The organism is Streptomyces sp. NBC_01445, from assembly GCF_035918235.1.
Classification (GTDB): Bacteria; Actinomycetota; Actinomycetes; order Streptomycetales; family Streptomycetaceae; genus Streptomyces.
Map to the genome: position 1 here is coordinate 8011248 of NZ_CP109485.1, position 24377 is coordinate 8035624.

Below are 24377 nucleotides of genomic sequence, written 5' to 3' on the forward strand. Positions count from 1 at the left end.
ACCCGGCGGGTTGCACCACCCATGGAGAAAGGCACTTTTCGTGCGTAACACCACCAAGATCACCGCTGCTGTCCTCGCCACCGGCGCCCTCACCCTGGGCCTGACCGCCTGCGGCTCCGACAAGGGCGACACGAAGGCCAAGGCGTCCGACCCGCTGGTCGTCGCCGCGACGCCCGTCCCGCACGCCGAGATCCTTGAGTACGTGAAGGACCACCTGGCGAAGAAGGCCGGCCTCAACCTCGAGGTCAAGGAGTTCACCGACTACGTCACGCCGAACACGGCGACCGAGGACGGGTCCGTGGACGCCAACTACTTCCAGACCCAGCCGTACCTGGAAGACTTCAACAAGAAGAACGCCACGCACCTCGAGTCGGTCGCCACGGTCCACCTCGAGCCGCTCGGCCTCTACTCCCAGAAGGCCAAGGCGCTCGGCGACCTGAAGAAGGGCGGCACCATCGCCCTCCCGAACGACGCCGACAACGAGAGCCGCGCCCTGCGCTTCCTCGCCGCCAACAAGCTCATCACGCTCAAGAGCGGCTCCGAGGCCACCGCGACCCCGCAGGACATCGCGAAGAACCCGAAGGACCTCCAGTTCAAGGAGGTCGAGGCGGCCCAGACCCCGCGCTCCCTGCAGGACGTCGACGCCGCGGTGATCAACGGCAACTACGCGATCGGTGCCCACCTCAACCCCGCCAAGGACTCCCTCGCCCTGGAGTCCACGAAGAACAACGCGTACAACAACGTCCTCGCCGTGAAGAAGGGCAACGAGGACGACCCGCGCGTGGAGAAGCTCGCGAAGCTGCTGACGTCGCCCGAGGTGAAGAAGTTCATCGAGGACAAGTACGCCGGCTCCGTCCTTCCCTCCTTCTGATCGCCGCGATGCGCACCGCCACGATTCCCGCCGCCGTCATCGCCGGAGCCCTCGCGCTCGGCCTGACGGCCTGCGGGTCCGGCGACTCGGGGTCCGGCTCCGGCGACACGAGCGGCAAGCTCGTCGTCGGCGCCACCCCGACGCCGGCCGGTGAAGTCCTCACGTACGTACAGCAGCACCTGGCGAAGAAGGCCGGACTCGACCTGGAGATCAAGGAGTTCACGGACTACGTCCTTCCGGACACCTCTCTCCAGGACGGCTCCCTCGACGCCAACCTGTACCAGCACAAGCCCTACCTGGACGACTTCAACAAGTCCAAGGGCACCACCTTGAGCGCGGTCACCGAGGTGTACCTGCCGCCCATGGGGGTCTACTCCAAGAAGGTCGACGACGTCACGAAGCTCCGCAACGGAGCGACCGTGGCACTGCCGAACGACACCACCAACGAGGGCAGGGCGCTCGAACTCCTCGCCTCCAAGGGCGTCATCCAGCTCAAGAAGGGCGCCGGCGCGAACGCGAGCCCGCAGGACATCGCGTCCAACCCGAAGAAGCTCGTCTTCAAGGAGCTCGAACCGGCCCAGCTGCCGCGCTCGTTGGCCGACGTCGACGCGGCCGTCATCAACAACAACTACGCGCTCGACGCGAAGTTGAGCCCCAAGAAGGACGCCATCCTCGTGGAGTCCGTGAAGGGCAACCCGTACAACAACGTCCTCGCCGTCAAGAAGGGCAACGAGGACGACCCCCGGGTCAAAAAGCTTGCCACGCTGCTGACTTCACCCGAGGTGAAGAAGTTCATCGAGGACAAGTACCAGGGCTCGGTACTTCCGGTCACCGCCGGCTGACACCACCCGCAGCCACCGCACCTACATGGGGTCCTCTTCCGCACCGGGAGAGGACCCCGTGGTGCAGTTACGTGCCTTCATGCTGCATGCTGGGCACTTCACCAGGCCATGAAGGTTACGGAGCGGCGCCATGACTACTGGTACTCGGGGCTTCCCGGACATCTCCATCAGCACGGATCGGCTGGTCCTGCGCGCCCTCGAGGAGGACGACGCCCCCGCGCTCGCCGAGATGATGAACGACGAGATGGTCGCCGCCTGGACCTCCGTGCCCCAGCCCTTCACCGAGGACCAGGCCCGCACCTGGATCACCCAGTACGCCCCCACCGAGCGCATCGCCGGCCGCGGCCTCGACCTGGCCGTCACCGAGTTCCTCACCCAGCGCCTGGTCGGCATCGTCCAGCTCGGCAAGACGAACTGGCACGTGGGCTCCACCGAGCTGTCGTACATCATCGCGCCCTGGGCCCGCGGCGAGGGCTACGCGTCCGAGGCGGCGCTCGCCACCGCCCGCTGGCTCTTCCGCGAGCAGGGCCTCGAGCGCCTGGAGCTGCGCACCGCGGCCGACAACACCGCCTCCCAGCAGGTCGCCCAGAAGATCGGCTGCATCAGCGAGGGCGTCCTGCGCAACGCGTGCATAGCGCGCACCCGTACCGAGGACGGCGGCTGGGAGGACCTGCGGACCGACTTCATCGTGTGGAGCCTGCTGCCCGAGGACCTCGACGGCGTCTCTGACGAGTTCGCCGAAACCAGTGGATACACGTCCTTCTCGGACTGGAACTGACCCCCAAGGTCGCACCCAGGTACACCAGGTACGCTCACCGAGCCCGTTCGACCCGCAAGAACCCCCAGGAGACTGACACGATGGCCGACCGGGTCACGGTGATCGGCTGGGACGGCTCGCCCCTGACCGCGGCGGCACGCTCCGCCCTCGGTGCCGCAACTCTCGTGGCGGGCGCCGGCCACCACCTCGCTCTTCCCGAGGTTCCGGGCCGCGCCGAGCGGATCAGGCTCGGCAGCGTCTCGCTCGCCGCCCGCCGCATCGCCGCCCACCGCGGCACCGCCGTCGTCCTCGCCGACGGAGACCCCGGCTTCTTCGGTGTCGTACGCACACTGCGCGCGCGCGAGTTCGGCCTCGAGGTCGAAGTGGTCCCCGCCGTCTCCTCCGTGGCCCAGGCGTTCGCCCGCGCCGGCATGCCCTGGGACGACGCCCAGGTCGTCGTCGCCCACCGCCGCACCCTGCGCCGCGCCGTCAACGTCTGCCGCGCCCACCCGAAGGTCGCCGTCCTCACCTCGCCCGGAGCCGGCCCCGCCGAGCTCGGACTGCTCCTCGAAGGCGTCCACCGCACCTTCGTCATCTGCGAGGAACTCGGCACCGACCGCGAGCAGGTCACCGTCGTGACCAGCGACAAGGCAGCCGATCACACCTGGCGCGACCCGAACGTCGTCATCGTCATCGGCGGCACCACCGCCCCGTCCGACGAAACCGCCTGGCTCGCCGGAGGCGCCCCCTCGGCCGGCGTGCGCGGCTGGGCCCTTCGCGCCGCCGAGTACGGCGGCGGCCTCGGCGAGGGCGAGACCGAGCCCCTGCGCGCGGCTCAACTCGCCCGCACCGGACCGCGCGTGGGCGACCTCGTCTGGGACATCGGCTGCGGCAGCGGAGCCTTCACCGCGGAGGCCGCCCGCTTCGGCGCCGCCGTCATCGCCGTCGACCGCGACCCCGACGCCTGCGCCCGCACCCTCGCCACCGCTCGCCGCTTCGGCGTGCAGCCGCAGATCGTGCACGGCACGGCGCCCCACATCCTCGAAGACCTGCCCGAACCCGATGTCGTACGCATCGGGGGCGGGGGAGCGGCAGTCGTCTCCGCCGTCGCCGACCGGCGTCCCGAGCGCATCGTGACGCACGCCGCGACACGCGATGCCGCCGAACTCATCGGCAGGGACCTGACGGAGCACGGCTACCGGGTCGAGTGCTCGCTCCTGCAGTCCGTCGAGCTGGACACTCGCGCCTGGACCGAGAAGGAGCGGACCGTGGGGTTCCTGCTCTCCGGGGAGTTGCCCGACCGCAACCCGTGACCCCGTCGCTCCGGGGCGCGCGGTAGGCTGGCCGATCGTTGTACTGCACCCGGACGTCCGGCTTTCCGTCGGTCAATGTCCGGAAAACGCGCCACTTTTGGGGTACGTGTGGTACGGCAGGACCGGAGGACGCGCAACGTGGCGCAGTCCACAGCGGGCCGTGCCCGATCCAGGTGCGGTGGCAGCCGGCCGACCGGGACAATACCTGTTGTCCTCAGCCGGCTCGTGCCGCACGGCACTCACGCTCGTTCTTCATGACGGGCGGTCGGTGCGCCGCTCCGGTCACTGGGGTCGCATCCCCGGCCGACGGCCGGGGGCTGCCGAAGAAGCACTAACCGATGGGCGAGGGGTACGCATGACCGACACCGGCCAGGTTCCGGGCGAGGGGCTGCCGGAGAACGCAGGCACGGTGGAACAGCCGGGCGTCCCCGCCCCGGGTGCGTACACCTTCCTCGACCCCTCCGAAACCCCCACCGAAGACGACGATCTGCTGCTGATGCCGGGTTCGCAGGGAGCCTGGGGCGAGCCGCAGGCCGCCCCGATGCCCGCCCCGCACGAGCCGGGCCCGCACGAGACGGCGGGCCGGGACAGTGGCCACGTCGACCTGAACGGCGTCCGAGTGCCGGGGCCCTCGCCCGCCCCGCACCCCGGGCCCGCGCGTCGCCCGCTGCACATGGGCCCGCCGGTGCCGGACGGCACGGGCAGCCCCGTCCGCTCGCTTGCCGACCGTGGCCCCGCGCACACACCGCCGAACCCCATGCCGGTACGTCAGGCGGGCCCGCCCACCACGGAACCCGAGTACCTCGACATCCCGCGCGACGAGACGGGCGCCCCGGCGCCGCAGCTCGGTGAGATCCCGCCGCTGGGTGCCGCTGCCTGGGGCACACAGCCGCCGCAGCAGGGCTTCGAGGCGCCGGCCGCAGTGGCGGAGGCAGCCCCGGACGGCGCAGCAGAAACGGTCGTCCCGGACGCCACTCCTGTCGCACCGGCCGCCCCGACCCAGCAGACCGTCGGCGACGCCCCCGTGTTCGCCCAGGCGCCGCAGCATCCGCAGGACGTGCATGCCGCGCAGGCCGAGCCGGCTGAGCTGACGCCGGAGGCCTTGGCGGCCCCGGAGTTCGCCGCACCCGAGGAGGTGCCGGTGTACGCCGCGGCTCCAGACGGTGGCCTGTTCGCCGAGGAGCAGGCCGCGCCGGCCGAGTACGCCGTCGACTACTCCTCCGCTCCGAACGGTGTGCAGTTCGCGCCGGTCGCGCAGGGCCCCGAGGACGCGCAGTTCGCGGTGCAGCCCGAGCCGGTGGCTGCCTATGCAGGGCATCAGCAGATGGCCGCGCACCCCGGTGAGCTGCCCCTCGACCCGCACTCCGGCCAGTTCGCCATGGCGCCCGAGGCGGTCCAGGGCCAGCACTTCCCGCAGGCGCCCGCCGAGGGCCAGGCGGACCAGGCGCCGCAGCCGCTCGGCCAGTTCGTGCCCGTCGAGGGGAACATCCCCACCACGCCGCACCTGGCGCCGACGCCGCCGCAGCACATGGTCGTGCCGCCGCTGCCCGAGCTGCCCGAACCGGCGGCGCCCGCCGCCCCGGCCCCCGTCCTCATCGACGAGACCCCCGAAACACTCGCCGCGGACCAGGTCCCCCAAGCGCAAGAAGCACACGAAGTCCACGTGGTACCCGAGACACACGAAGCGCACGCGATGAACGACGCGGCGCACGCGATGAACGAAGCGCACGCGATGAACGAAGCGCACGCGATGAACGAGCCGCAGTTGACGCACGAGGCCGCCGCCTTCCCCGAGGCCACCGAGCTCTCCGGGACCGCTGAGGCGCCCGAGGCCCCCGCCGAGCCCTCGCCCGTACTCCCCGAGGCCGTCGCCGAGACCCCCGTCCCGGCCGAAGCGGACGCGGTGGAGCGGGAGACCGCTCCCGAAGCCGCCGAGCCCGTCACCGCCGAGGCGGAGCAGGCGCTCGCAGAGCCTGAGCCGGAAACCCTCGTCCCCGCCCCCCGCGAGTCCGAGCCCGCCATCCAGGACATGGCGGACGCGGCCCCCGAGACGCTGCCGGCCCCGGCCGACGACCTCGCGGGCCCGGCCGCTCCCGGCTACGACGAGGCCGAGCGCGAGGCCGTCCTGCGCGTCATGCGCGAGCGCCGCGACATCCGTAACGGCTTCCGCAGCGACCCGATCCCGCACGACGTGCTGCTCCGCGTCCTGGAGGCCGCGCACACGGCGCCTTCCGTCGGCCACTCGCAGCCCTGGGACTTCGTCGTCATCCGCTCCGCGGAGACCCGGCGCACGATGCACGAACTGGCCATGCGCCAGAAGGACGCGTACGCCAAGTCCCTGCCCAAGGGCCGCGCGAAGCAGTTCAAGGAACTGAAGATCGAGGCCATCCTCGACACCCCGGTGAACATCGTCGTCACCGCCGACCCGACGCGCGGCGGCCGCCACACCCTCGGCCGCCACACGCAGCCGCAGATGGCCCCGTACTCCTCCGCGCTCGCGGTCGAGAACCTGTGGCTCGCGGCCCGCGCCGAGGGCCTCGGCGTCGGCTGGGTCAGCTTCTTCGACGAGCGCGAGATGGTCCGCACCCTCGGCCTGCCCGACCACCTCGAGGTCGTCGCCTACCTCTGCGTGGGCTACGTCGACGAGTTCCCGGACGAGCCCGAGCTGATGCAGGCCGGCTGGTCCAAGCGCCGCCCGCTGTCGTGGGTCGTCCACGAGGAGACGTACGGCCGCCGCGCCCTGCCCGGCGAGGACCCGCACGACCTGCTCGCCGAGACCGTCTCCAACATCCGCCCGCTGGACGCCAAGGCGCTCGGCGAGGCGTGGGAGCGGCAGAAGCGGATGACGAAGCCCGCCGGTGCGCTCGGCATGCTGGAGATCATCTCTGCCCAGCTCTCCGGCCTGTCCCGGATGTGCCCGCCCCCGATCCCGGAGCCCGCGGCCGTCGCGATCTTCGCGGGTGACCACGGCGTGCACGCCCAGGGCGTCACCCCGTGGCCGCAGGAGGTCACGGCCCAGATGGTCGCCAACTTCCTCGGCGGCGGCGCGGTCTGCAACGCGTTCGCGAACCAGGTCGGCGCCGAGGTCTGCGTCATCGACGTGGGCGTGGCGAGCGAACTCCCGGCCACCCCCGGCCTGCTGCCCCGCAAGGTCCGCGCCGGCACCGCCGACATGACCACCGGTCCCGCCCTGAGCCGCGAAGACGTCAAGGCGGCCATCGAGGTCGGCATCGAGACGGCCCGCGACCTCGTCGCGGCCGGCAACAAGGCGCTCCTCACCGGCGAGATGGGCATCGCCAACACCACGGCGTCGGCCGCCCTGATCTCGGTCTACACGGGCGTCGACCCGTCCGAGGTGACCGGCCGTGGCACGGGCATCAACGACGAGACCCACGCCCGCAAGGTCGAGGTCGTCCGCCGCGCGCTCGACCTCCACCAGCCGGACCCGGCCGACCCGATCGGCGTCCTCGCCGCGGTCGGCGGCCTGGAGCACGCGGCGATGGTCGGTCTCCTCCTGGGCGGCGCGTCGCTGCGGACCCCGGTGATCCTGGACGGCGTCAGCGCCGGAGCGGCCGCCCTGGTCGCCCGCGCCATCGCCCCCGAGGTCCTCGCGGCCTGCATCGCGGGCCACCGCAGCGCGGAGCCCGGCCATGTGGCGGCCCTGAACAAGCTGGGTCTGCGCCCCCTGGTCGACCTGGACCTCCGCCTCGGCGAGGGCACGGGAGCACTCCTCGCCCTGCCGATCGTCCAGAGCGCGGCCCGTGCGATGCACGAGGTGGCGACGTTCGACTCGGCGGGCGTCACGGAGAAGTAGCAGGGCCGAGGGCGGCAGCCCTCAACGCCACCGGGGCGGGCCGGGACAGTGGTCCCGCCCGCCCCGTACGCTGAACCCGCACGTCAAAGGCCCGCTCCAGCGCCGAAGCGAGCCCCGTACAGGCATCACCCGTCACACGCGCCACCCCGCACGAGGAGCCGCACGCCCATGGCCGCAGAACACCCCGCGTACCCCGTAGGCCTCCGTCTCACCGGCCGCCGCGTAGTCGTACTCGGCGGCGGCCAGGTGGCCCAGCGCCGCCTCCCGGCCCTCATCGCGGCGGGCGCCGACATCCACCTGGTCTCGCCCACCGCGACCCCCTCGGTGGAGGCCATGGCGGACGGCGGTGAACTCACCTGGTCGCGGCGCCCGTACGCGGACGGGGACCTCGCCGACGCCTGGTACGCCCTCATCGCCACCGGCGACCGCACCGCGAACGAGGCGGCCTCCGCCGAGGCCGAGCGCCACCGCGTCTGGTGCGTCCGCTCCGACGACGCCGACGCGGCCACCGCCTGGACACCGGCCACCGGCCGCTCCGAGGGCGTCACGGTCGCCGTCCTGACCACCGACGCCGCCGGCCGCGACCCGCGCCACACGGCGGCCGTGCGCGACGCGATCGTCGAGGGCCTGCGCGACGGCACGCTCGTCGCCCCGCACCACCGCAGGCGCACCACCGGCGTCTCCCTGGTCGGCGGCGGCCCCGGCGACCCCGACCTGATCACGGTCCGCGGCCGTCGCCTCCTCGCCGAGGCGGACGTCGTCATCGCGGACCGGCTCGGCCCCCGCGACCTGCTCGACGAACTCCCGCCGCACGTCGAGGTGATCGACGCGGCGAAGATCCCGTACGGCCGCTACATGGCCCAGGAGGCCATCAACAACGCGCTCATCGAGCACGCCAAGCAGGGCAAGGCCGTCGTACGCCTCAAGGGCGGCGACCCGTACGTCTTCGGCCGCGGCATGGAGGAGGCGATCGCACTGGAGGCCGAGGGCATCCCGTACACGGTCGTCCCCGGCATCTCCAGCTCGATCTCCGTCCCCGGCGCGGCCGGCATCCCGGTCACCCACCGCGGCGTCGCTCATGAGTTCACCGTGGTCAGCGGCCATGTCGCGCCCGACGACGAGCGCTCGCTCGTCGACTGGCCCGCACTCGCCAAGCTGCGCGGCACCCTCGTCGTCCTGATGGGCGTCGACAAGATCGGCAGGATCGCCGAGACCCTCATCGCGCACGGCAAGTCCGCGCAGACGCCGGTCGCCCTGGTCCAGGAGGGCACCACGGCCGCCCAGCGCCGCGTGGACGCGACCCTGGAGACCGTCGAGGACGCCGTCCGCACCCACGAGGTGCGGCCCCCGGCCGTCATCGTCATCGGCGACGTCGTCGCGGTGGGCCCGCAGCACACCGCGTAACCCGTCACCAACCCCCACACGTAACCAGCGGTAACAGAACTCGCTCCGAGCCGTTGGCACCGCACCCAGGACAAGGCAGTATCAACCTGTGGCTGAAGCTCAAGGTCTCATCACCATCGAAGATCCCGACGACCCGCGCCTGCGCGACTACACGGGCCTGACCGACGTCGAGCTCCGCCGCAGGCGCGAGCCCGCCGAGGGCCTGTTCATCGCCGAGGGCGAGAAGGTGATCAGACGGGCCAAGCAGGCCGGGTACGAGATGCGCTCCATGCTGCTCTCGGCCAAGTGGGTCGACGTCATGCGCGACGTCATCGACGAGGTCCCGGCCCCGGTCTACGCCGTGAGCCCGGACCTCGCCGAACGCGTCACCGGCTACCACGTGCACCGCGGCGCTCTCGCCTCGATGCAGCGCAAGCCGCTCCCGACCGCCGACGAACTCCTCGCCACGCAGCGCCGCGTCGTCGTCATGGAAGCGGTGAACGACCACACGAACATCGGCGCCATCTTCCGCAGCGCGGCGGCGCTCGGCATGGATGCGGTCCTGCTCTCCCCGGACTGCGCCGACCCGCTCTACCGCCGCTCGGTGAAGGTCTCCATGGGCGCGGTCTTCTCCGTCCCGTACGCGCGCCTCGAATCCTGGCCCAAGTCCCTGGAGTCGGTGCGCGAGGCGGGCTTCAGCCTGCTCGCGCTCACCCCCGACGAGAAGGCGAAGAGCCTCGACGAGGCGGCCCCGCACAAGATGGACCGCGTGGCCCTGATGCTCGGTGCCGAGGGCGAGGGCCTCTCCACCCAGGCCCTGGTCGCCGCCGACGAATGGGTCCGCATCCCGATGGCCCACGGCGTCGACTCGCTCAACGTGGGAGCGGCGGCCGCCGTCGCGTTCTACGCGGTGGCCACCGGCCGCCCCCAGTCCTGACCGCGGAACCTCAGAGGTAGGGACGGGGCAGGGTCTCCTGCGCGTGCACGCCGTCGCGCGGCTCACCGAGCCCGCGCGACGGCCCCTGGCAGCCCTGCGCCGCCGCGATCGCCAGCGCCACGAGCAGCGTCACCACCACGAACACGAACAACCGCTGGCGCAGCAGCCGCGGATTGGCGGGCCGGCGCTTCCCGGTCCCCGTCGTACGCGGCCCCTGCCGCCCGCCGTTGCTGCGAGGCGCGGGGCGCGAGCCCGAACGCGTCGTGTTGCGGGGCGTACCCGGGCGCGTGTTGCTGCCGGTCCGAGAGGAACCGTTGCTCGGCCGTGGCGGGGGAGTGCCCTGCGGTGCCCGGCGCTGCGTGCGCTGCTCCGCGTACTGCTCGGCGAGCCGCCCCGTGGGCCGGTCGGTGTCGGCGCGCGGGGCGGGCGGCCTGGCGTCGCCGAGGCCATGCGCCTCGCGGGCCGCGATCTCCTTGAGCCGCAGCGACAGTTGAAGCGTGCTGGGCCGCTCCCCGGGGTCCTTGGCGAGGCACGCCCGGATCAGCGGGGACAACGCGTCCGGTACGCCGTGCAGCTGGGCCTCCTCGTGCACGACCCGGTACAGCATCACTTCGGAACTGCCTTGCCCGAAGGGCGAGTCGGCCATCGCGGCGTACGCGAGGGTGGCGCCGAGCGCGAAGACGTCCGTGGCCGGCGTGACGGCCGCGCCCCGCACCTGCTCGGGAGCGAGGAACCCGGGGGAGCCGACCGCCGTCCCGACATGGGTGAGCGTGGAGGCGCCGGTCGCCCAGGCGATGCCGAAGTCGATGATGCGCGGGCCCTTGGGCGACAGCAGGATGTTCGACGGCTTGAGGTCGCGGTGCACGACTCCCGCCTCGTGCACGGCGACGAGCCCCTCGGAGAGCGCCGCACCGACCGAGGCCACGTCGGAGGCGGCCAGCGGCCCCTCCTCCGCGACCTTGTCGTGCAAGGACGGCCCGGGAACGTACTGGGTGGCGAACCACGGCTTGTCGGTGTCGAGATCGGCCGCGACCAGGCGGGCCGTGCAGCCACCCCTGATCCTGCGGGCCGCGGAGACCTCACGAGCGAAGCGCGACCTGAACTCCTGGTCCTCCGCCAGATCGGGCCGGATCACCTTCAACGCGACTCGCTGGCCACGGCGGTCGGAGCCCAGATAGACGACGCCCATCCCGCCCGCGCCGAGCCGCCGGTGAATCCTGAACGAGCCGACGACACGCGGGTCCTCGCGCCTCAGGCGCATCATCGCCATGTCCATCCCCGCTGCCCGGTCCGTTTGACGAGCGACAGCTTACGTTTCCACGGCCGGGTGCGCGCATAGGCCGCGCCCTCGCGATCCGATCGATTGTCAGTGCCCGGTGGGAAACTTGAGAGGTGGTCAGGGAGAGCGGGAGCGGTGCGGCCCGCAGCTGCCCTGATCGCCAACCATCCGTCGTAGAAGGGGGATTGGGCCTGTGAAGGGTGACCGAGTGGAGATAGTCGTGGACGCGGGGGACACGACGCGCACGTACGAGGTGGTGGCGAGCCGGGCGGGCCGCCGGGTCGAGACGGCGGTCCGCAGAGGCGTGGTGGAAGTGAGCGAAGTCACCCGTTCCGGCTCTGTCGTACGAACGGCACGTTTCATGGCGACCCGGGTGCTCGCCCTGGTCGAGCAGCCAGTACCCAGGGAGGAGCCCTCGGAGGCGGCGGCCCGCGCCGCACGTCCCCTCCGGGAAGACCCCGAGACCAAGCCCAGGACCTAGGTCCTCTTCTCCACCCAGGGGAGTAGGCGAGGGGGCGGCGGTCATCCTCCGGGAGGCCCGGCAATCGGTACGAGGGCATGACGACCGTGGCTCGCGACGCGCCTAGATTTGAGGTCAAGCGGCGGGTGCAAGCACTCGTCCCCCGAGGTCAGGTACCCGCCGCTGCCAAACCGAAAATCTTGACCGGGAGAGGAACCATGGCGGACACGGCACCGCGGACGATGGTCCGCACGCAGGGACGCAGGGCATTCGCCGCGTTCGGCGGCCGTCGTTCCGAGCGTCGGCACCCCTTGGTGGCGGCGGCCATGGTTCTTCCCCTGGCGGCCCTGCTCGTAGTCGTTTTCGGCGGCTGGGAAGCAGTGGTCACACAAGCGTCGTCCGTGGGCGTGATGCTGGGGCGCTGAGCGGCGCCCCAGGCCCGGAAGAGCGGTCCGGGCGGGGACATCCGGCCATGAAACCCCGTGGGGACGGGGGTGCGGCGGACGGCACATGATGGCCGCGCAGCTGGGGAGCTGCGCGGCCATTGTTCTGCCCGCGTACCAGCAAGACCCATTGCCGGTTTCTGCGTACGCTCGCGGTGACACCACCCGGGGGGAACCACCGATGACCGCACCCGTCCTGCTGCCCGCACTCACCGCCACGGCACGCGGCGCGGCGCACCGCACCCACGGCCCCTGCGCCTGCCCGGCACCAGGCGCCGTACTCGCCGACCGCGCGGACGGGACGGTCGTCCGCCACGGAGACATCGTCGCCAAGGCCCACGCCCCGGGCACGGACCCCGCCGAGCTCAACGCCCGCCTCGCCGCGGCGGCCGCACTCCCCGGCGTCCTGCTGCCGCCGCTCACGCCGGTCGCGACGGATCTGCACGACCGGCTCGTCACGTTCTGGCCGCACGGCAGCCCCGTGGACCCCGACGCCCCTGAACACGCGCCGTGGGAGGACGCGGCCACGCTCCTGGCCCGCCTCCACGCGGTGCCCGTGGCGGAACTCCCGGGCCCGCTCCCGCCGATGCGTGGCCCGGCCAAGGCGGCCCTCGCCGTCGCGCGGCTCCTGGCAGCGGGTCCCCATCCGGCGTCCGCGCCGATCCTGCGCGCCTGGTCGGGCCTGCCGCCCTGGGCCCGCGCCGAGGCCCCCGGAGGGCACGCGTCCGCCCTGTGCCACGGAGACCTGCACCTCGGCCAGCTCGTCCGCCGCCCCGCCGGCACCGGCCCCTGGCTCCTGATCGACGTCGACGACCTCGGCACCGGAGACCCGGCCTGGGACCTCGCGCGGCCCGCCGCGTGGTTCGCGTGCGGCCTGCTTCCGGCACAGGAGTGGACGAGGTTCCTCACCGCGTACCAGGAGACAGGCGGCGCTCCGTCGCTCCAGGGCGACCCCTGGCCCGCCCTGGACGTCCCGGCCCGCGCCCTCACCGTCCAGACCGCGGCCCTCGCCGTGGCCAAGGCAGCCGCGGCCGGCCGGGCGCTCGACGAGGCGGAGGAGGCGTTGGTCGACGCCTGCGACCGAATGGCAGCGGTACCGGCCGAGTTGGCACACGGCGCCGCGAAGTAGGGTGCAACGGACCGATGCCGGGAAGTGTTCCGGCGAAGAAGTGCCGAACGGCGAGGAGTTGAGCCGACCATGCAGTGCCCCAAGTGTCATGCACCGATGCACACGTACAACCGCAATGGCGTCCAGATCGAGCAGTGCAGCGGCTGCCGGGGGATATTCCTCGACTACGGCGAGCTGGAGTCCCTGACCCGGCTCGAGTCGCAGTGGCAGCAGCAGGCGCCGCCGGCCCCGCAGGCGTACCCGTCGGCTCCCGCCCCGGCCTGGGGAGCCCCGCACCACGGCGGGCACCACGGTCACCACGGCCATCACAAGGGCGGCTTCGGCCGGATGCTCTTCTCCTCCTGAGCCGCCCAGCACATGAAGAAGCCCCCGGCCGAAAGGCTGGGGGCTTCTTGAGTGTGCGCGATACTGGGATTGAACCAGTGACCTCTTCCGTGTCAGGGAAGCGCTCTCCCGCTGAGCTAATCGCGCGGGACGGGCCAGACTGTATCAGGACCCGTGAGTCGTACTGCGTGCGCGATACTGGGATTGAACCAGTGACCTCTTCCGTGTCAGGGAAGCGCTCTCCCGCTGAGCTAATCGCGCGGGGTTTCGGACCGTCGGGAAGATGACCTTCGCGATGATCCAGTGGACGATACTGGGATTGAACCAGTGACCTCTTCCGTGTCAGGGAAGCGCTCTCCCGCTGAGCTAATCGTCCTTGGAGGTGGAGACGGGATTTGAACCCGTGTAGACGGCTTTGCAGGCCGTTGCCTCGCCTCTCGGCCACTCCACCAGGAGTGTGGGGGTTCGGGAAGATCCCCCACTTCCTGAGCGGACGACCAGGTTCGAACTGGCGACCTCAACCTTGGCAAGGTTGCGCTCTACCAACTGAGCTACGTCCGCTTGTCGTTTCCGTTTCGCTTGCGCGTCCCGGCGACGTGTTGAACTCTAGCGGATTCCCGGGCCAGTACAAAAACGCGTTTGCGCAGCGTGCTGCGGTGCGACCGCCCCAGGTCACGCGGGGGACACCCGCCATAGACTCGAAGACGTGCGCGACCTCCCTCACGACCTGCCCCCTCTGGCCCGCTTCGGCGGTCTCGTAGCGACCGAGTTGCGCGACGTGACCAGCGATCCCGAGGCCCTGGACTCGGCCGGCTTCTGGGCCGTGTCCGCCGACTTCGAGGGCCGTCTCGTGTGCGCCCGCTTCGACTCCGTACGGGAGGAGCCCGTGCCCGCTCCGGTCCCCGGCGCCTGGCAGGGGCCCGCGGCCGGTGACTGGACGTCGTCCCTCGACCGGGCCTCGTACACCGAGGGCGTGCGCAGGATCCGCACCCACATCGCGGCCGGCGAGGTCTACCAGGCCAACCTCTGCCGCGTCCTGTCCGCGCCTCTTCCCCCGGGCGCGGACGTGGACGCCCTCACAGCGCTCCTCGCGCGCGGCAACCCGGCCCCCTACGCGGGGACCATCCGCCTGCCCGCGCACGGCGTGGAGATAGCCACCGCGTCCCCCGAGCTCTTCCTGAGGCGCACCGGGCGGACCGTAGAGTCCGGGCCGATCAAGGGCACGGGCCGCACCGAGGCGGACCTCCTGGAGAAGGACTACGCGGAGAACGTGATGATCGTGGACCTGGTCCGCAACGACCTCGGGCGCGTCTGCGCGACCGGTTCCGTGACCGTCCCGGAGCTGTGTGTGGTCGAGAAGCACCCGGGCCTCGTCCACCTTGTCTCCGCCGTCCGCGGGGAACTGCCCGAAGGTGCCGGCTGGCGCGACCTGCTCGACGCCGCGTTCCCGCCCGGCTCCGTCACCGGAGCGCCCAAGTCCAGCGCCCTGCGCATCATCGAGGCCCTGGAGACGGCGCCCCGCGGCCCGTACTGCGGCGGCATCGGCTGGGTCGACGCCGACCGGGGCACCGGCGAGCTGGCCGTCGGCATCCGCACGTTCTGGGCCGACCGGGCCGAGGGCGTCCTGCGGTTCGGCACTGGCGCCGGCATCACCTGGGGCTCAGACCCCGAAGGTGAGTGGCGGGAGACCGAACTGAAGGCTTCCCGGCTGCTGGCGGTAGCGTCGGGTACGTACGAGGAAAGTGAAGGGATCCCTACGTGAAGATCTGGCTCGACGGCGCACTGCAGGAACCCGAGGCCGCCCGTGTCTCGGTGTTCGACCACGGCCTGACCGTGGGCGACGGCATTTTCGAGACCGTGAAGTCGGTCGACGGGAAGCCGTTCGCGCTGACCCGCCACCTCGACCGGCTCGCCCGCTCCGCGCGCGGTCTCGGTCTGACCGAGCCCGACCTCGACGAGGTGCGCAGGGCCTGCGACGCCGTCCTCGAGGCCAACCCGATGCCGCTCGGCCGGCTGCGGATCACGTACACCGGAGGGCTGTCCCCGCTGGGGTCCGACCGCGGTGAGCACGGGACGACGCTGGTGGTCGCGCTCGGCGAGACCGGCCGGCGTCCCGACTCCACCGCCACGGTCACGGTCCCGTGGACGCGCAACGAACGCGGCGCGCTCACCGGCCTGAAGACCACCTCGTACGCGGAGAACGTCGTCGCGCTCGCCCGCGCACGCGAACAGGGCGCGTCCGAGGCGCTGTTCGCCAACACGGTGGGGCAGCTCTGCGAGGGCACGGGGTCGAACGTCTTCGTCGTCCTCGACGGTGAGGTCCACACCCCACCGGTCGCCTCCGGCTGTCTGGCGGGCATCACGCGCGCGCTGGCCGTCGAGTGGACCGGCGCCAAGGAGACCGACCTGCCCCTGGACGTACTGGAGCGCGCCGACGAGATCTTCCTGACGTCCACGCTGCGCGATGTGCAAGGGGTGCACCGGGTCGACGGACGCGAGCTGCCCGGTGCGCCCGGGCCCGTCACCGCCAAGGCGATGCGCGTCTTCGACGAGCGCGCGGCGGACGACCTCGACCCGTAGTCCGGGCGACTCCTAATCCGGGTGACGGGGTGGTCACAGGGCGGGTAGAACACCTCTGATGACCACCACTCTGCGGCCGACCGAGCCGCTTCAGCGCGACGCCGACGGGACGCGGTCACGCCACTACCAGGTGTGTGTGAACAGCCGCCCTGTCGGCGAGCTGCGCCTGGGCACCCATCCCGTCTACGGCGAGCGGGTGGCCCGGATCCGTGATCTTCGGATCGACGAGCCGGACCGCGGGCGGGGCCGCGGCACCGTCGCCGCCCTCGCCGCCGAGGAGGTGGCGCGCGGCTGGGGCTGCGGCCGGATCGAGGTCTCGATTCCCGCACCGGCCGAGCGTGCCCTCGCCCTGGCCACCGCCCTCGGCTACGTCGAGCGCAACCGGAACATGGAGAAGGACCTCCCCGCCGAGCCCTCCGCGCCTTCTGCGGGCAGCGCGGGGCGGCGTATGACCGGCCCCGAGTTCACGGCGTGGGAGGCCCATACGCGCGTCGGGTACGTGCGCAGCCTGGTCGAGCGCGGTGTCCCGGAAGCCCAGGCGCGCGCCAAGGCCGAGGCCGATCACGCTGCGACGCTCGGGGAAGGGCTCGCCACGCGGGACACCGTCCTGAGCGTGCTCGAGACGGACGGCGCTGTCGTGGGCACGCTGTGGGTCGCGCTGCGCGGCGAGAGCGCCTACGTCTACGACGTCGAGGTCGCGGCCGAGCACCGAGGGCACGGCCACGGACGCTCGCTGATGCTCCTCGCAGAGGCCGAGTCGCGCGCCGCGGGCGCCGCCCGCCTGGGGCTCAACGTTTTCGCGGGCAACGCCCCGGCCGTCCGCCTGTACGAGTCGCTCGGATACCGGGCGACCGAATTCCACCTGTACAAGCCGCTGCTCTGAGCGGCTCGCGGGCAGGGGCTGGAGCTACGAGCCGAGCAGCCGGTCGGCGATCTCCTCGACGCGCTCGCGCAGGCCGTCCTGGCTCTTCCCGCCGTCGAGCCGCTCGCCGTCGATGACGTACGTGGGTGTGCCCGTCACGCCGATCGCCTTGCCCTCGGCCTGGTCGGCGTCGACGATCAGGATGTGCCGGCCGTCGACGAGCGCGGTGTCGAACTCCTCGGCGTCCAGACCGAGTTCACCCGCGACCTCGACGAGGAACGGCTCGCCCTTGCGGCCCAACTCCTCGACGCGGCCGAGCACCGCTTCCACGTACGGCCAGCCCTGCCCCTGCTCGAAGGCCTCCTCCGCGGCCTGCGCGCCGGCGAAGGCGTGCTTGTGCTTCTCCAGCGGGAAGTGCCGCAGACGCAGGTCGATGCGGTCGCCGTAGCGGGCCCGCAGCGCGCGCACGTCGTCGAGAGCGGTGCGGCAGTCGGGGCACTGGAGCTCGCACCAGACGTCGAGCACGGGGCGGCCCTGAGGGGCGGAGGCGGAAGAGGCGTCGTTCATGCGACCAGTCTTCCAGCCAGGCGCGGGGACCCCAACCGGCACCTGCTGAACACGCCCCCTGATCAGACCCGGCAGGACCCCCGACAGGATCCCTGACAGCCCCCGGACCGGGACCTGCGGAGGAGGCCGTACCCGGAAATGTCCCTGAGGTCCGCCCGGATCGTGGCCTCCGGACCCGGGGCGGTGCACGATGGAGGGGACGGAATGCTCCGTCGCCCGCTGCCTGTGCCAGGAGGACCGGATGATTGCCGAGACCGTCTGTTCCGCCGTTTCCGTGGCCGGGCTGGGCATCGCCGCGGTCACGGCGTACCGGAAGCGTTTCCTCGCGGCGGCACGCATAGCCGCCTATTCGCTGGTACCGATCGGTCTGGTGATGACCGGTGCGGTCGGCTGGCTGGCGGACACTGCGTTCAGCCCGACGGCGTGGGCCGGCTTCGTCGTGCTCGGCGGCTCCTGGCTCCTGTTCATGGTGACCCGCGCGCTCGAGCGCCGCAGCGGTGGCACCCGTAAGGAGCGCAAGGCGGCCAAGGCCGCCGCCGAGGCCCAGGCCGTCGCGCCCGCCGCCTCGGCCCCCTCGTTGGGGCAGACCACCCGGCCCGCGGCGGCCCGCCCCGCCGCGAAGCCCGCCTCCGAGGACTTCAGCGACATCGAGGCGATTCTGAAGAAGCACGGGATCTGACCCGATGACCCCTGGACCGCGGTCGGTCGACCTCGGCCTGAAAACGGAAGCTGCTGGATTCCTTCCGGTCGACCTCGTACCACCCTCGTCACGAGATCCGGCGAACCCCCGTTTCTTTTGAGCGTGTTGATCGACTGCGGTGCGCCGACTGCGTCATCATCGCCGCGAGATGCTGGACACAACACAGGGCGGTTCCGCCCCGCAGGCCGACGAGCGACACGACGCCTTCACGGCCGACGAACGCCGAGGCTGCCTCTTCGCACTGTCGCAGCCGCCCTTGATGATCTTTCTGGCGGTGATCGGCTGCCTGCTGCTCCTGGCTTCGCTGCACGATCTGTTCGTGCTGTGAGAGTGCGGGCAGGTCAGCCCGCCGCCTCCTTGCGGCGCGCCCGGTACGCCGCCACGTGCAAGCGGTTTCCGCAGGTGCGGCTGTCGCAGTACCTGCGGGACCGGTTGCGCGAGAGGTCCACGAAGGCCCGCCGGCAGTCCGGGGCCTCGCAGCGCCGCAGCCGCTCCTGTTCCCCGGCGACCACGAAGAAGGCGAGCGCCATCCCGCAGTCGGCCGCGAGGTGGTCGGCGACGGACGCGCCAGGCGCGAAGTAGTGCACGTGCCAGTCGTAGCCGTCGTGGTCGGTCAGACGCGGCGTGGTGCCCGCGGCGGCGACCAGCTCGTTGATGAGCGAGGCCGCGGCGTGCGGATCGGGCGCCGCGAACACGGCGGCGAACCGTCCCCTCACGCTCTGTACGGCGTCGAGGTCACGCTCTGCGAGCATCCCGACGTCGCTGACGTCGTTCTTTCGTACGAATTCGCCCAGGGCTGCCAGATCGGCCAGCCCGTCGGCGGCCTGTTCGTCGTCCGGTGCGGTGTTGACCAGATCGACCACGGTGTCGAGGGCGCACCGGGTGTCGTGGGTGATCAGCACGATTTGCTCCCTGGCCTGGGGGGTCGGGCCTGTGCCCGCCGATGCTGGCCGATGTTATAGGTCCGGTCGGCCGTGTGGCGCCTGTCCGCGGACGCGCCGACGCCGCCCCCGTGGAAGATCCCACGGCGGCGGCGCCGGTGTATGCCATATGCAGTTGTTGTGGCTCGGTCCGTCTCCCCGAGTGGACGGCATCGAGCGGCTCTCGCGGTGCGTGACTCCGGCGGTGTGCCGGCGTCGGCTCCAGGCCTTAGCTTTCGGCCAGGATGTGTGAGAGCTCCGTGTCGAGATCGAAGTGGCGGTGTTCCGTGCCGGGTGGCACGGCCGCGTCGGTCCTCTTCAGGAACGACTCCAGCGCCCTCGCAGGGGCTTCGAGCAGAGCCTCGCCCTCAGGAGAACTCAGAGCGATGCAGACGACGCCTTGGCCGTGACTACGGGATGGCCAGACTCGGACGTCGCCGGTGCCGGTGGGCCGGTGTAGGCCCTCGGCGAGCAGATCGCGGGCGAACACCCACTCGACCGTCTCTTCTGCTCCGGTGTGGAAGGTGGCGTGCACGGCGTAGGGATCGGCCGTGTCATACCGCAGTCCTGCGGGTACAGGCAGTGAGGACTCGCTCGACACAACGAGGCGCAGGTGCAGCTCGCAGCTGACCGTGGTGTTCATAAGCGCCAGGGCCTTTCGCTCAGTGTGCGCTCGGGGATTCGCACGTCGGCGAAATCGACATGCCACCTACGGTGCCGTTGTAAACCCCTCTGAGTGTTTTGAGTGCCTTTAGGTAGCTCGGACGGCGGAGTGTTTCTTGTTCCGGAGCGTCCATTCCGGTGACGCGATTCCGTCGGGTAGGTTTGGTTGTATGAATACGGGGAGTGACGAGGCGGCCGAGTCTGAATCCGTGGCCGCGACGACGGGGGACGGGGCGAAGGCCGAGCCGGAGCTCGGTTCGCGGGCGCCGGAGTTCATCAAGGCCCGCAGGGCCCTGCACCTGAGCTGGCAGGTCGGCGTCTTCGTGGTCGGGCTCGCGGTGGTGGTGGCGGGCGTGATCATGCTGCCGCTGCCGGGCCCGGGCTGGCTGGTGATCTTCGGCGGCATGGCGATCTGGGCGACCGAGTTCGTCTGGGCGCAGCTCGTGCTCCGCTGGACGAAGCGCAAGGTCACCGAGGCCACGCAGCGCGCGCTCGACCCGGCGGTGCGCCGGCGGAACATCATCCTGACGTCGATCGGCGTGGTGATCATCGCGGTGCTCGTGGGGATCTACGTGTGGAAGTTCGGCTTCGAGATGCCGTGGAAGATCAAGGAGTGAGCGGGGTGGCCCGCGAGGGTCGTACCGGGGTGTCAGGGCTGGTCGGAGCACCCGCTGGCATGCGGTAATGTTCTCTCTGCGCCCGGGCGATTAGCTCAGTGGGAGAGCGCTTCGTTCACACCGAAGAGGTCACTGGTTCGAACCCAGTATCGCCCACCCCGGACCGAGGGCCCCGGAGGCTTCAAGCCTCCGGGGCCCTCGGCGTTTCCGTGTGTGGCCACCATGATCGACAAGCGCTTTCTGAGGCCGGGTGCCCCTGGTGTCCGGCGACCGGAACGGGAATCCCATAATCCATTCGGACGCATGGGATAACCCGGTGAGACCCCTAGGTCAATTCGAAGACCGGACGAATCTGACCCCGTTTCAGAGTTCCCGGACTTCGCGCGGAATCCGGAAGTTCTGACGGTGAATCAATGACCGGCGCCATCGTGCCAATTCACGTTCACGTGAGCCGCCGCGTATCGGGGGAGACTCGCACCATGGACTGGAGCCACTACCGCTTCCGCAGCGTCTGGGACCTGCCCGCACAGCCCGCCGACGTGTTCGCGGTCCTCGAGCGCGGCGAGGACTACCCCCTGTGGTGGCCCCAAGTGCGCGAGGCGACCCCACTCGACGAGCGGCGCGGCACCGCCCGCTTCCGCTCGCTCCTGCCGTACGACCTGTTCGTGACGGCCACCGCCCTGCGCGGCGACCCCGGGGCCGGCGTCCTGGAGATCGCCATGTCCGGCGACCTGGAGGGCTGGGCGCGGTGGACCGTGCGCGCGCACGAGGGCGGGACGCGTGCGCAGTACGAACAGGAGGTGGAGGTGTGCAAACCCCTGTTGCGGCGCTTCGCCCTCGTCGGCAGGCCGGTGTTCCTCGTCAACCACGCGCTCATGATGCGGGCCGGGCGGCGCGGACTCGTCGCGTATCTGCGGCGGCGCTGACCGAACCGGTTTGATGGAAACCCGCCGGGGCCTGTATGGTTCAACCCGTTCCCGGGCGATTAGCTCAGTGGGAGAGCGCTTCGTTCACACCGAAGAGGTCACTGGTTCGAACCCAGTATCGCCCACCCGGAAGAAAGCCGGTCCGTCAGCAGACGGACCGGCTTTTCTGTGCCCGGGGCCCGAGCCCGGACGGGCAACTCTCAGGCGGCCTCCCGCAGTTCCGTGCGCATCGGCCACGCCGGATCCACCGTCTCCGGATTGCCGCTGCGCGCGAACCACGCCTGCAGCCCACGTGCCTGCGCTGCGTGCCAAACCGCCTGAAGGGTGTGCAGTTCGGCAGGGGACAGCCGCTCCAGACGGGACGCGAAACGGCGCCCCACAGCCCGTACGACATCCAGGGAGGCCTGCGCGTCAGCGGCCGCGTCGTGTGCGCCTTCCAGCTCCACCTCGTACTGCGCGCACAGGTCCGTCAGGGTGCGGCGGCCCTTGCGGTAGCGGTCCAGGTGTTTGTCGAGGACGCGCGGATCGAGGACGCACAGCGATGAGCTCTCCATGTAGCGGCCGAGCGCGGACGCGCGATGGCGCCGCAACTCCCGGTCCAGGAGCGTCAGATCGAACGGCGCGTTCATCACCACGAGCGGGCGGCCCGCCGCGGCCTGTTCGCCCAGCAGCCTGGCTATCTCCTCCATGACGGGGGCCGGCCAGCGGCCGTTGCGCTGAAGGTGCTCGTCCGTCAGGCCGTGCACCTCCGTCGCCCCGGCCGGCACCGGCACCCCCGGATTCACGAGCCAGCGTGAGACGCGCGGCCGGCTGCCCGCGGCGTCCTGCACCACTATCGCGGCCGACACGATGCGGTCGCTCTCCACGTCCACGCCGGTGGTCTCGGTGTCGAAGGCGGCCAGAGGACCCTCATACCAGCACGTCATGTCAATGCAACTCCTCGTTCACACCTGGCAGATGGCCCCTCGCGGCTGCCCGTTTCGGTGATACCCGGGCTGTTTGCGTCGTACGCCGACCGGAGACAACACAGATACGGGTCACGGCAGTTCAGAGACCCGCCCAGGGGATTCACCTGTTTCGGAAGGCCAGTTGGACATGGTGCTCGCGCAGCCCGAACAGGGTGGGCTGCTGCCCGAGCGGATCGCACCGCCGCGCGGCACACTCGCCACCACCGCCTGCATGGAGACACTCCAGGTGGGCTATCTGCACGCCGTAGCGGCAGCCGCGGGCTGTTCGCTCTCTCAGCCATTCCCCGACAACGGAATCGACTGGCACGTCAGCCACAGCGCCGCCGGGCACACGGTCGACGACGAGGTCACCATCAAGGTGCAGCTCAAGTGCACGTACCAGATCCCGCCGAAGCCGCCGGGGCCGTCCTTCTCCTTCACGCTCGACAACGCGCACCTGGAGAAGCTCGCCCGCACACCGGTGTCGGTGCACAAGATCCTGGTCGTGATGATCGTGCCGCGCTCGCAGGACGACTGGCTGCGGGCCGGCCACGACCGGCTCGACCTGCGGCACTGCTGCTACTGGATCAACCTGGCCGGCCAACCCGTGACAGGCCGGCGCCGCACCACCGTGCGCATCCCGACCTCGCGGATATTCGACGACCGTGCGCTCTGCGAGATCATGACGCGGATCGGGACGGGCGGAAGGCCCTGAGGCGCGTGATGCCCTGAAGGTGCGGGACGCCTGAAGGCCACACGCGGGAGGCCCTGACGGACAGGGAGGGAGACCCTGATGCAGCACCGCCCGACCGACGAGCGCCTGCGCGCCCTGAACACCGCCCGATCCCACCCCGCCGACCTCGAAGGCCCCGGCCCGGAGCAGGTCGACCCGGTCGTGCTCAACGCACTGCTCGACCGGCACGGCTGGGAGCGCCGCGGTGGCGCCACCGGGCGCTACGTGCGCTGGACGCTGCCCGGCGCCTCGGGGCGCACCAGCCTGCTCGTACCGGAGAGCCGCGCCTTCCCCGACAGCGACGATCTGCTCGGCGAGGCGCTCGAGGCGCTGGAGCGCAGCGGGTCGCACTCCGCGCGGGAGGTCCTCGTCTCGCTCGCCGTGCCGAGCGACGAGATCCGCTGGTGGCGCGATGTGCAGGCCGGGCCCGCGGGAAGCGCCGCATGGCCGGTGGAGGAACAACTGCGCGCCGCCGCCCGGCGGATGCTGCTAGCCGCCGCGCTCGCCGCCCGGGGCAAGGCCGGGTACTACGGCGCGCGTTACCGCAGGCCCGCCGCCGCGTCGCTGGAGACCGTCCTCGTCGGTGACGCCCCAGGCGGCCGCAGGCTCACCGCGTTCGTCCCCGTCGCCGCGGGCCGCACGCTCGCCGTCCGTCTCCACCAGGCGCTGTACGCGGCCCGCGAGGCCATCGACTACCGGCGGGCCACAGGCGGCATGGACGCCTTCGACGGCGCCGTCGAGGCAGGCGTGAGCCACGAGCTCGTCGAAGCGCTCGTCGCCCTCGTCCGCGGCACGGAGGGAGCCCGGGTCGGCGTCGAGTGGTCACCGGCGGCCGGAGTGCCCGACGAGTGCACGGCCGGGGACGAGCCCGTCGAGTTCTCGCCCGGCGACCTGACAGTGCTGCGGGAGGCGAGCGCCCGCTATCTGCGGTCCGAGCCGTCCGTCGCCGTCCGCATCACCGGCACCGTCGTGCGCATGCGCAGATCACGGACGCGCGGCGAGGGCACGGTGCGGCTGCACGTCATAGCGGGCGCCGATGTGCCGCACGTACGGATGACGCTGGACGAGGAGGCGTACCGGACGGCGGGGCACGCGCATCTCGTGGGGCTGCCGATCAGGGTGCACGGGCGGCTGGAGAGCCGGGGCGGCTTCCGGCGGCTGACCGGGGCGAGCGGCGTGGTGCCCGTACAGGTCGAGGAGGCCGAGCGGGACCGGCTGATGAAGTCGCTCCAGGAGAATCTGGACTTCTTCGAGGAGGCGTGCAGCGGGGACGACTGAGCTCACGGGCTCGTGAGCAGGGGGGTTCCCGG

The 24377-nt window shown here is 71.4% G+C and carries 25 protein-coding genes and 7 tRNA genes; 22 read left to right on the forward strand and 10 right to left on the reverse strand.

The window, feature by feature from the left end; genetic code table 11:
- Nucleotides 1–40: 40 nt before the first annotated feature.
- The 7 genes from OG574_RS36445 (at nucleotide 41) to OG574_RS36475 (ending at nucleotide 9917) form a co-directional block, all read left to right on the forward strand.
- A complete protein-coding gene (locus OG574_RS36445) occupies nucleotides 41–871 on the forward strand; it encodes a MetQ/NlpA family ABC transporter substrate-binding protein (protein ID WP_326776672.1) in 831 nt (276 codons plus the stop codon).
- A gap of 8 nt (nucleotides 872–879) precedes the next feature.
- Complete coding sequence (locus tag OG574_RS36450) at nucleotides 880–1713, forward strand: MetQ/NlpA family ABC transporter substrate-binding protein (RefSeq protein ID WP_326776673.1); 834 nt, start codon at nucleotides 880–882, stop codon at nucleotides 1711–1713.
- A gap of 130 nt (nucleotides 1714–1843) precedes the next feature.
- Nucleotides 1844–2491: a GNAT family N-acetyltransferase gene (locus OG574_RS36455; protein WP_326776674.1), complete on the forward strand. Its 648-nt coding sequence runs from the start codon at nucleotides 1844–1846 to the stop codon at nucleotides 2489–2491.
- An 80-nt stretch (nucleotides 2492–2571) separates the two neighbouring features.
- A complete protein-coding gene (gene cbiE, locus OG574_RS36460; protein WP_326776675.1) occupies nucleotides 2572–3783 on the forward strand; it encodes a precorrin-6y C5,15-methyltransferase (decarboxylating) subunit CbiE in 1212 nt (403 codons plus the stop codon).
- A gap of 355 nt (nucleotides 3784–4138) precedes the next feature.
- Complete coding sequence (gene cobT / locus OG574_RS36465; protein ID WP_326776676.1) at nucleotides 4139–7597, forward strand: nicotinate-nucleotide--dimethylbenzimidazole phosphoribosyltransferase; 3459 nt, start codon at nucleotides 4139–4141, stop codon at nucleotides 7595–7597.
- Nucleotides 7598–7765: 168 nt separating this feature from the next.
- Nucleotides 7766–9001: a uroporphyrinogen-III C-methyltransferase gene (gene cobA, locus OG574_RS36470; protein WP_326776677.1), complete on the forward strand. Its 1236-nt coding sequence runs from the start codon at nucleotides 7766–7768 to the stop codon at nucleotides 8999–9001.
- An 88-nt stretch (nucleotides 9002–9089) separates the two neighbouring features.
- Complete coding sequence (locus OG574_RS36475; RefSeq protein WP_326776678.1) at nucleotides 9090–9917, forward strand: TrmH family RNA methyltransferase; 828 nt, start codon at nucleotides 9090–9092, stop codon at nucleotides 9915–9917.
- 10 nt (nucleotides 9918–9927) lie between these two features.
- Here the strand turns inward: OG574_RS36475 and OG574_RS36480 are convergent, their stop codons facing one another.
- A complete protein-coding gene (locus OG574_RS36480) occupies nucleotides 9928–11193 on the reverse strand; it encodes a serine/threonine-protein kinase (protein ID WP_100597027.1) in 1266 nt (421 codons plus the stop codon).
- A 196-nt stretch (nucleotides 11194–11389) separates the two neighbouring features.
- On the opposite strand from OG574_RS36480, the gene OG574_RS36485 reads away from it, so the two are divergent.
- From OG574_RS36485 to OG574_RS36500, 4 genes are all read left to right on the forward strand, one after another.
- A complete protein-coding gene (locus OG574_RS36485; protein WP_326776679.1) occupies nucleotides 11390–11677 on the forward strand; it encodes a hypothetical protein in 288 nt (95 codons plus the stop codon).
- 197 nt (nucleotides 11678–11874) lie between these two features.
- Nucleotides 11875–12081: a hypothetical protein gene (locus OG574_RS36490; RefSeq protein ID WP_100597025.1), complete on the forward strand. Its 207-nt coding sequence runs from the start codon at nucleotides 11875–11877 to the stop codon at nucleotides 12079–12081.
- 199 nt (nucleotides 12082–12280) lie between these two features.
- Nucleotides 12281–13228 carry an aminoglycoside phosphotransferase family protein gene (locus OG574_RS36495; protein WP_326776680.1) on the forward strand — a complete coding sequence of 316 codons (948 nt, stop codon included), beginning with the start codon at nucleotides 12281–12283 and terminating at the stop codon, nucleotides 13226–13228.
- A gap of 69 nt (nucleotides 13229–13297) precedes the next feature.
- On the forward strand, nucleotides 13298–13573 hold the full coding sequence (locus OG574_RS36500) for a TFIIB-type zinc ribbon-containing protein (protein WP_326776681.1): 276 nt from the start codon (nucleotides 13298–13300) through the stop codon (nucleotides 13571–13573).
- A gap of 54 nt (nucleotides 13574–13627) precedes the next feature.
- Here the strand turns inward: OG574_RS36500 and OG574_RS36505 are convergent.
- The 5 genes from OG574_RS36505 to OG574_RS36525 form a co-directional block, all read right to left on the reverse strand.
- Nucleotides 13628–13699 (reverse strand) — tRNA-Val (locus OG574_RS36505).
- Between the two features lie 42 nt (nucleotides 13700–13741).
- Nucleotides 13742–13813 (reverse strand) — tRNA-Val (locus OG574_RS36510).
- Between the two features lie 43 nt (nucleotides 13814–13856).
- Nucleotides 13857–13928, reverse strand: a tRNA-Val gene (locus OG574_RS36515).
- Between the two features lies 1 nt (nucleotide 13929).
- A tRNA-Cys gene (locus OG574_RS36520) sits at nucleotides 13930–14003 on the reverse strand.
- 37 nt (nucleotides 14004–14040) lie between these two features.
- Nucleotides 14041–14113, reverse strand: a tRNA-Gly gene (locus tag OG574_RS36525).
- A gap of 145 nt (nucleotides 14114–14258) precedes the next feature.
- Between OG574_RS36525 and OG574_RS36530 the strand changes: the two genes are divergently transcribed.
- From OG574_RS36530 to OG574_RS36540, 3 genes are read left to right on the forward strand one after another with little or no spacing between them, the layout of a single operon-like run.
- Nucleotides 14259–15314 carry a chorismate-binding protein gene (locus tag OG574_RS36530; RefSeq protein ID WP_326776682.1) on the forward strand — a complete coding sequence of 352 codons (1056 nt, stop codon included), beginning with the start codon at nucleotides 14259–14261 and terminating at the stop codon, nucleotides 15312–15314.
- Nucleotides 15311–16132: an aminotransferase class IV gene (locus OG574_RS36535; protein ID WP_326776683.1), complete on the forward strand. Its 822-nt coding sequence runs from the start codon at nucleotides 15311–15313 to the stop codon at nucleotides 16130–16132. Before OG574_RS36530 ends, OG574_RS36535 begins: the two co-directional genes overlap by 4 nt.
- Before the next feature lie 58 nt (nucleotides 16133–16190).
- Complete coding sequence (locus OG574_RS36540) at nucleotides 16191–17015, forward strand: GNAT family N-acetyltransferase (protein WP_326776684.1); 825 nt, start codon at nucleotides 16191–16193, stop codon at nucleotides 17013–17015.
- A gap of 24 nt (nucleotides 17016–17039) precedes the next feature.
- On the opposite strand, the gene OG574_RS36545 is transcribed toward OG574_RS36540, so the two are convergent.
- Entirely contained in the window at nucleotides 17040–17561 is a 522-nt protein-coding gene (locus tag OG574_RS36545) for a DsbA family protein (RefSeq protein ID WP_326776685.1), read from the reverse strand.
- Between the two features lie 241 nt (nucleotides 17562–17802).
- Between OG574_RS36545 and OG574_RS36550 the strand changes: the two genes are divergently transcribed.
- Nucleotides 17803–18240: a hypothetical protein gene (locus tag OG574_RS36550; protein WP_326776686.1), complete on the forward strand. Its 438-nt coding sequence runs from the start codon at nucleotides 17803–17805 to the stop codon at nucleotides 18238–18240.
- Nucleotides 18241–18409: 169 nt separating this feature from the next.
- Nucleotides 18410–18589, forward strand: a complete 180-nt coding sequence (locus OG574_RS36555) for a hypothetical protein (protein WP_100597017.1) — start codon at nucleotides 18410–18412, stop codon at nucleotides 18587–18589.
- A gap of 13 nt (nucleotides 18590–18602) precedes the next feature.
- On the opposite strand, the gene OG574_RS36560 is transcribed toward OG574_RS36555, so the two are convergent.
- Both OG574_RS36560 and OG574_RS36565 read right to left on the reverse strand, forming a co-directional pair.
- A complete protein-coding gene (locus OG574_RS36560) occupies nucleotides 18603–19163 on the reverse strand; it encodes a CGNR zinc finger domain-containing protein (protein WP_326776687.1) in 561 nt (186 codons plus the stop codon).
- A 247-nt stretch (nucleotides 19164–19410) separates the two neighbouring features.
- Entirely contained in the window at nucleotides 19411–19824 is a 414-nt protein-coding gene (locus tag OG574_RS36565) for an SsgA family sporulation/cell division regulator (protein WP_003959770.1), read from the reverse strand.
- Nucleotides 19825–20014: 190 nt separating this feature from the next.
- Here OG574_RS36565 and OG574_RS36570 point away from each other — a divergent pair, with 190 nt between their 5' ends.
- The 4 genes from OG574_RS36570 to OG574_RS36585 all read left to right on the forward strand — a co-directional run bounded on the left by OG574_RS36570 (nucleotide 20015) and on the right by OG574_RS36585 (nucleotide 21512).
- Complete coding sequence (locus OG574_RS36570; protein WP_326776688.1) at nucleotides 20015–20461, forward strand: TIGR02611 family protein; 447 nt, start codon at nucleotides 20015–20017, stop codon at nucleotides 20459–20461.
- Between the two features lie 84 nt (nucleotides 20462–20545).
- Nucleotides 20546–20617 (forward strand) — tRNA-Val (locus tag OG574_RS36575).
- A gap of 323 nt (nucleotides 20618–20940) precedes the next feature.
- The gene (locus OG574_RS36580) at nucleotides 20941–21387 is read left to right on the forward strand and encodes an SRPBCC family protein (protein ID WP_326776689.1); all 447 of its coding nucleotides are present in this window, start codon (nucleotides 20941–20943) and stop codon (nucleotides 21385–21387) included.
- A 53-nt stretch (nucleotides 21388–21440) separates the two neighbouring features.
- Nucleotides 21441–21512: transfer RNA gene (locus OG574_RS36585), tRNA-Val, on the forward strand.
- A 75-nt stretch (nucleotides 21513–21587) separates the two neighbouring features.
- On the opposite strand, the gene OG574_RS36590 is transcribed toward OG574_RS36585, so the two are convergent.
- Nucleotides 21588–22313: a 3'-5' exonuclease gene (locus OG574_RS36590; protein WP_100597013.1), complete on the reverse strand. Its 726-nt coding sequence runs from the start codon at nucleotides 22311–22313 to the stop codon at nucleotides 21588–21590.
- Nucleotides 22314–22482: 169 nt separating this feature from the next.
- Between OG574_RS36590 and OG574_RS36595 the strand changes: the two genes are divergently transcribed.
- Together OG574_RS36595 and OG574_RS36600 are read left to right on the forward strand one after the other, a co-directional pair.
- Complete coding sequence (locus OG574_RS36595; RefSeq protein ID WP_326776690.1) at nucleotides 22483–23049, forward strand: DUF4365 domain-containing protein; 567 nt, start codon at nucleotides 22483–22485, stop codon at nucleotides 23047–23049.
- A gap of 78 nt (nucleotides 23050–23127) precedes the next feature.
- Nucleotides 23128–24345: a hypothetical protein gene (locus OG574_RS36600; RefSeq protein ID WP_326776691.1), complete on the forward strand. Its 1218-nt coding sequence runs from the start codon at nucleotides 23128–23130 to the stop codon at nucleotides 24343–24345.
- The last annotated feature ends 32 nt before the right edge of the window (nucleotides 24346–24377 follow it).

What these genes read in the sequence shown, in the direction of transcription:
- OG574_RS36500 (WP_326776681.1), top strand. Translation starts at nt 13,298, where the DNA reads ATGCAGTGCCCCAAGTGTCATGCACCGATGCACACGTACAACCGCAAT.
- OG574_RS36600 (WP_326776691.1), top strand. Translation starts at nt 23,128, where the DNA reads ATGCAGCACCGCCCGACCGACGAGCGCCTGCGCGCCCTGAACACCGCC.
- OG574_RS36545 (WP_326776685.1), bottom strand. Translation starts at nt 17,561, where the DNA reads ATGAACGACGCCTCTTCCGCCTCCGCCCCTCAGGGCCGCCCCGTGCTC.
- OG574_RS36595 (WP_326776690.1), top strand. Translation starts at nt 22,483, where the DNA reads ATGGTGCTCGCGCAGCCCGAACAGGGTGGGCTGCTGCCCGAGCGGATC.
- OG574_RS36580 (WP_326776689.1), top strand. Translation starts at nt 20,941, where the DNA reads ATGGACTGGAGCCACTACCGCTTCCGCAGCGTCTGGGACCTGCCCGCA.
- cobA (WP_326776677.1), top strand. Translation starts at nt 7,766, where the DNA reads ATGGCCGCAGAACACCCCGCGTACCCCGTAGGCCTCCGTCTCACCGGC.
- OG574_RS36550 (WP_326776686.1), top strand. Translation starts at nt 17,803, where the DNA reads ATGATTGCCGAGACCGTCTGTTCCGCCGTTTCCGTGGCCGGGCTGGGC.
- OG574_RS36455 (WP_326776674.1), top strand. Translation starts at nt 1,844, where the DNA reads ATGACTACTGGTACTCGGGGCTTCCCGGACATCTCCATCAGCACGGAT.
- OG574_RS36555 (WP_100597017.1), top strand. Translation starts at nt 18,410, where the DNA reads ATGCTGGACACAACACAGGGCGGTTCCGCCCCGCAGGCCGACGAGCGA.
- OG574_RS36565 (WP_003959770.1), bottom strand. Translation starts at nt 19,824, where the DNA reads ATGAACACCACGGTCAGCTGCGAGCTGCACCTGCGCCTCGTTGTGTCG.
- OG574_RS36450 (WP_326776673.1), top strand. Translation starts at nt 880, where the DNA reads ATGCGCACCGCCACGATTCCCGCCGCCGTCATCGCCGGAGCCCTCGCG.
- OG574_RS36540 (WP_326776684.1), top strand. Translation starts at nt 16,191, where the DNA reads ATGACCACCACTCTGCGGCCGACCGAGCCGCTTCAGCGCGACGCCGAC.
- OG574_RS36570 (WP_326776688.1), top strand. Translation starts at nt 20,015, where the DNA reads ATGAATACGGGGAGTGACGAGGCGGCCGAGTCTGAATCCGTGGCCGCG.
- OG574_RS36480 (WP_100597027.1), bottom strand. Translation starts at nt 11,193, where the DNA reads ATGGACATGGCGATGATGCGCCTGAGGCGCGAGGACCCGCGTGTCGTC.
- OG574_RS36590 (WP_100597013.1), bottom strand. Translation starts at nt 22,313, where the DNA reads ATGACGTGCTGGTATGAGGGTCCTCTGGCCGCCTTCGACACCGAGACC.
- OG574_RS36490 (WP_100597025.1), top strand. Translation starts at nt 11,875, where the DNA reads ATGGCGGACACGGCACCGCGGACGATGGTCCGCACGCAGGGACGCAGG.
- OG574_RS36495 (WP_326776680.1), top strand. Translation starts at nt 12,281, where the DNA reads ATGACCGCACCCGTCCTGCTGCCCGCACTCACCGCCACGGCACGCGGC.
- cobT (WP_326776676.1), top strand. Translation starts at nt 4,139, where the DNA reads ATGACCGACACCGGCCAGGTTCCGGGCGAGGGGCTGCCGGAGAACGCA.
- cbiE (WP_326776675.1), top strand. Translation starts at nt 2,572, where the DNA reads ATGGCCGACCGGGTCACGGTGATCGGCTGGGACGGCTCGCCCCTGACC.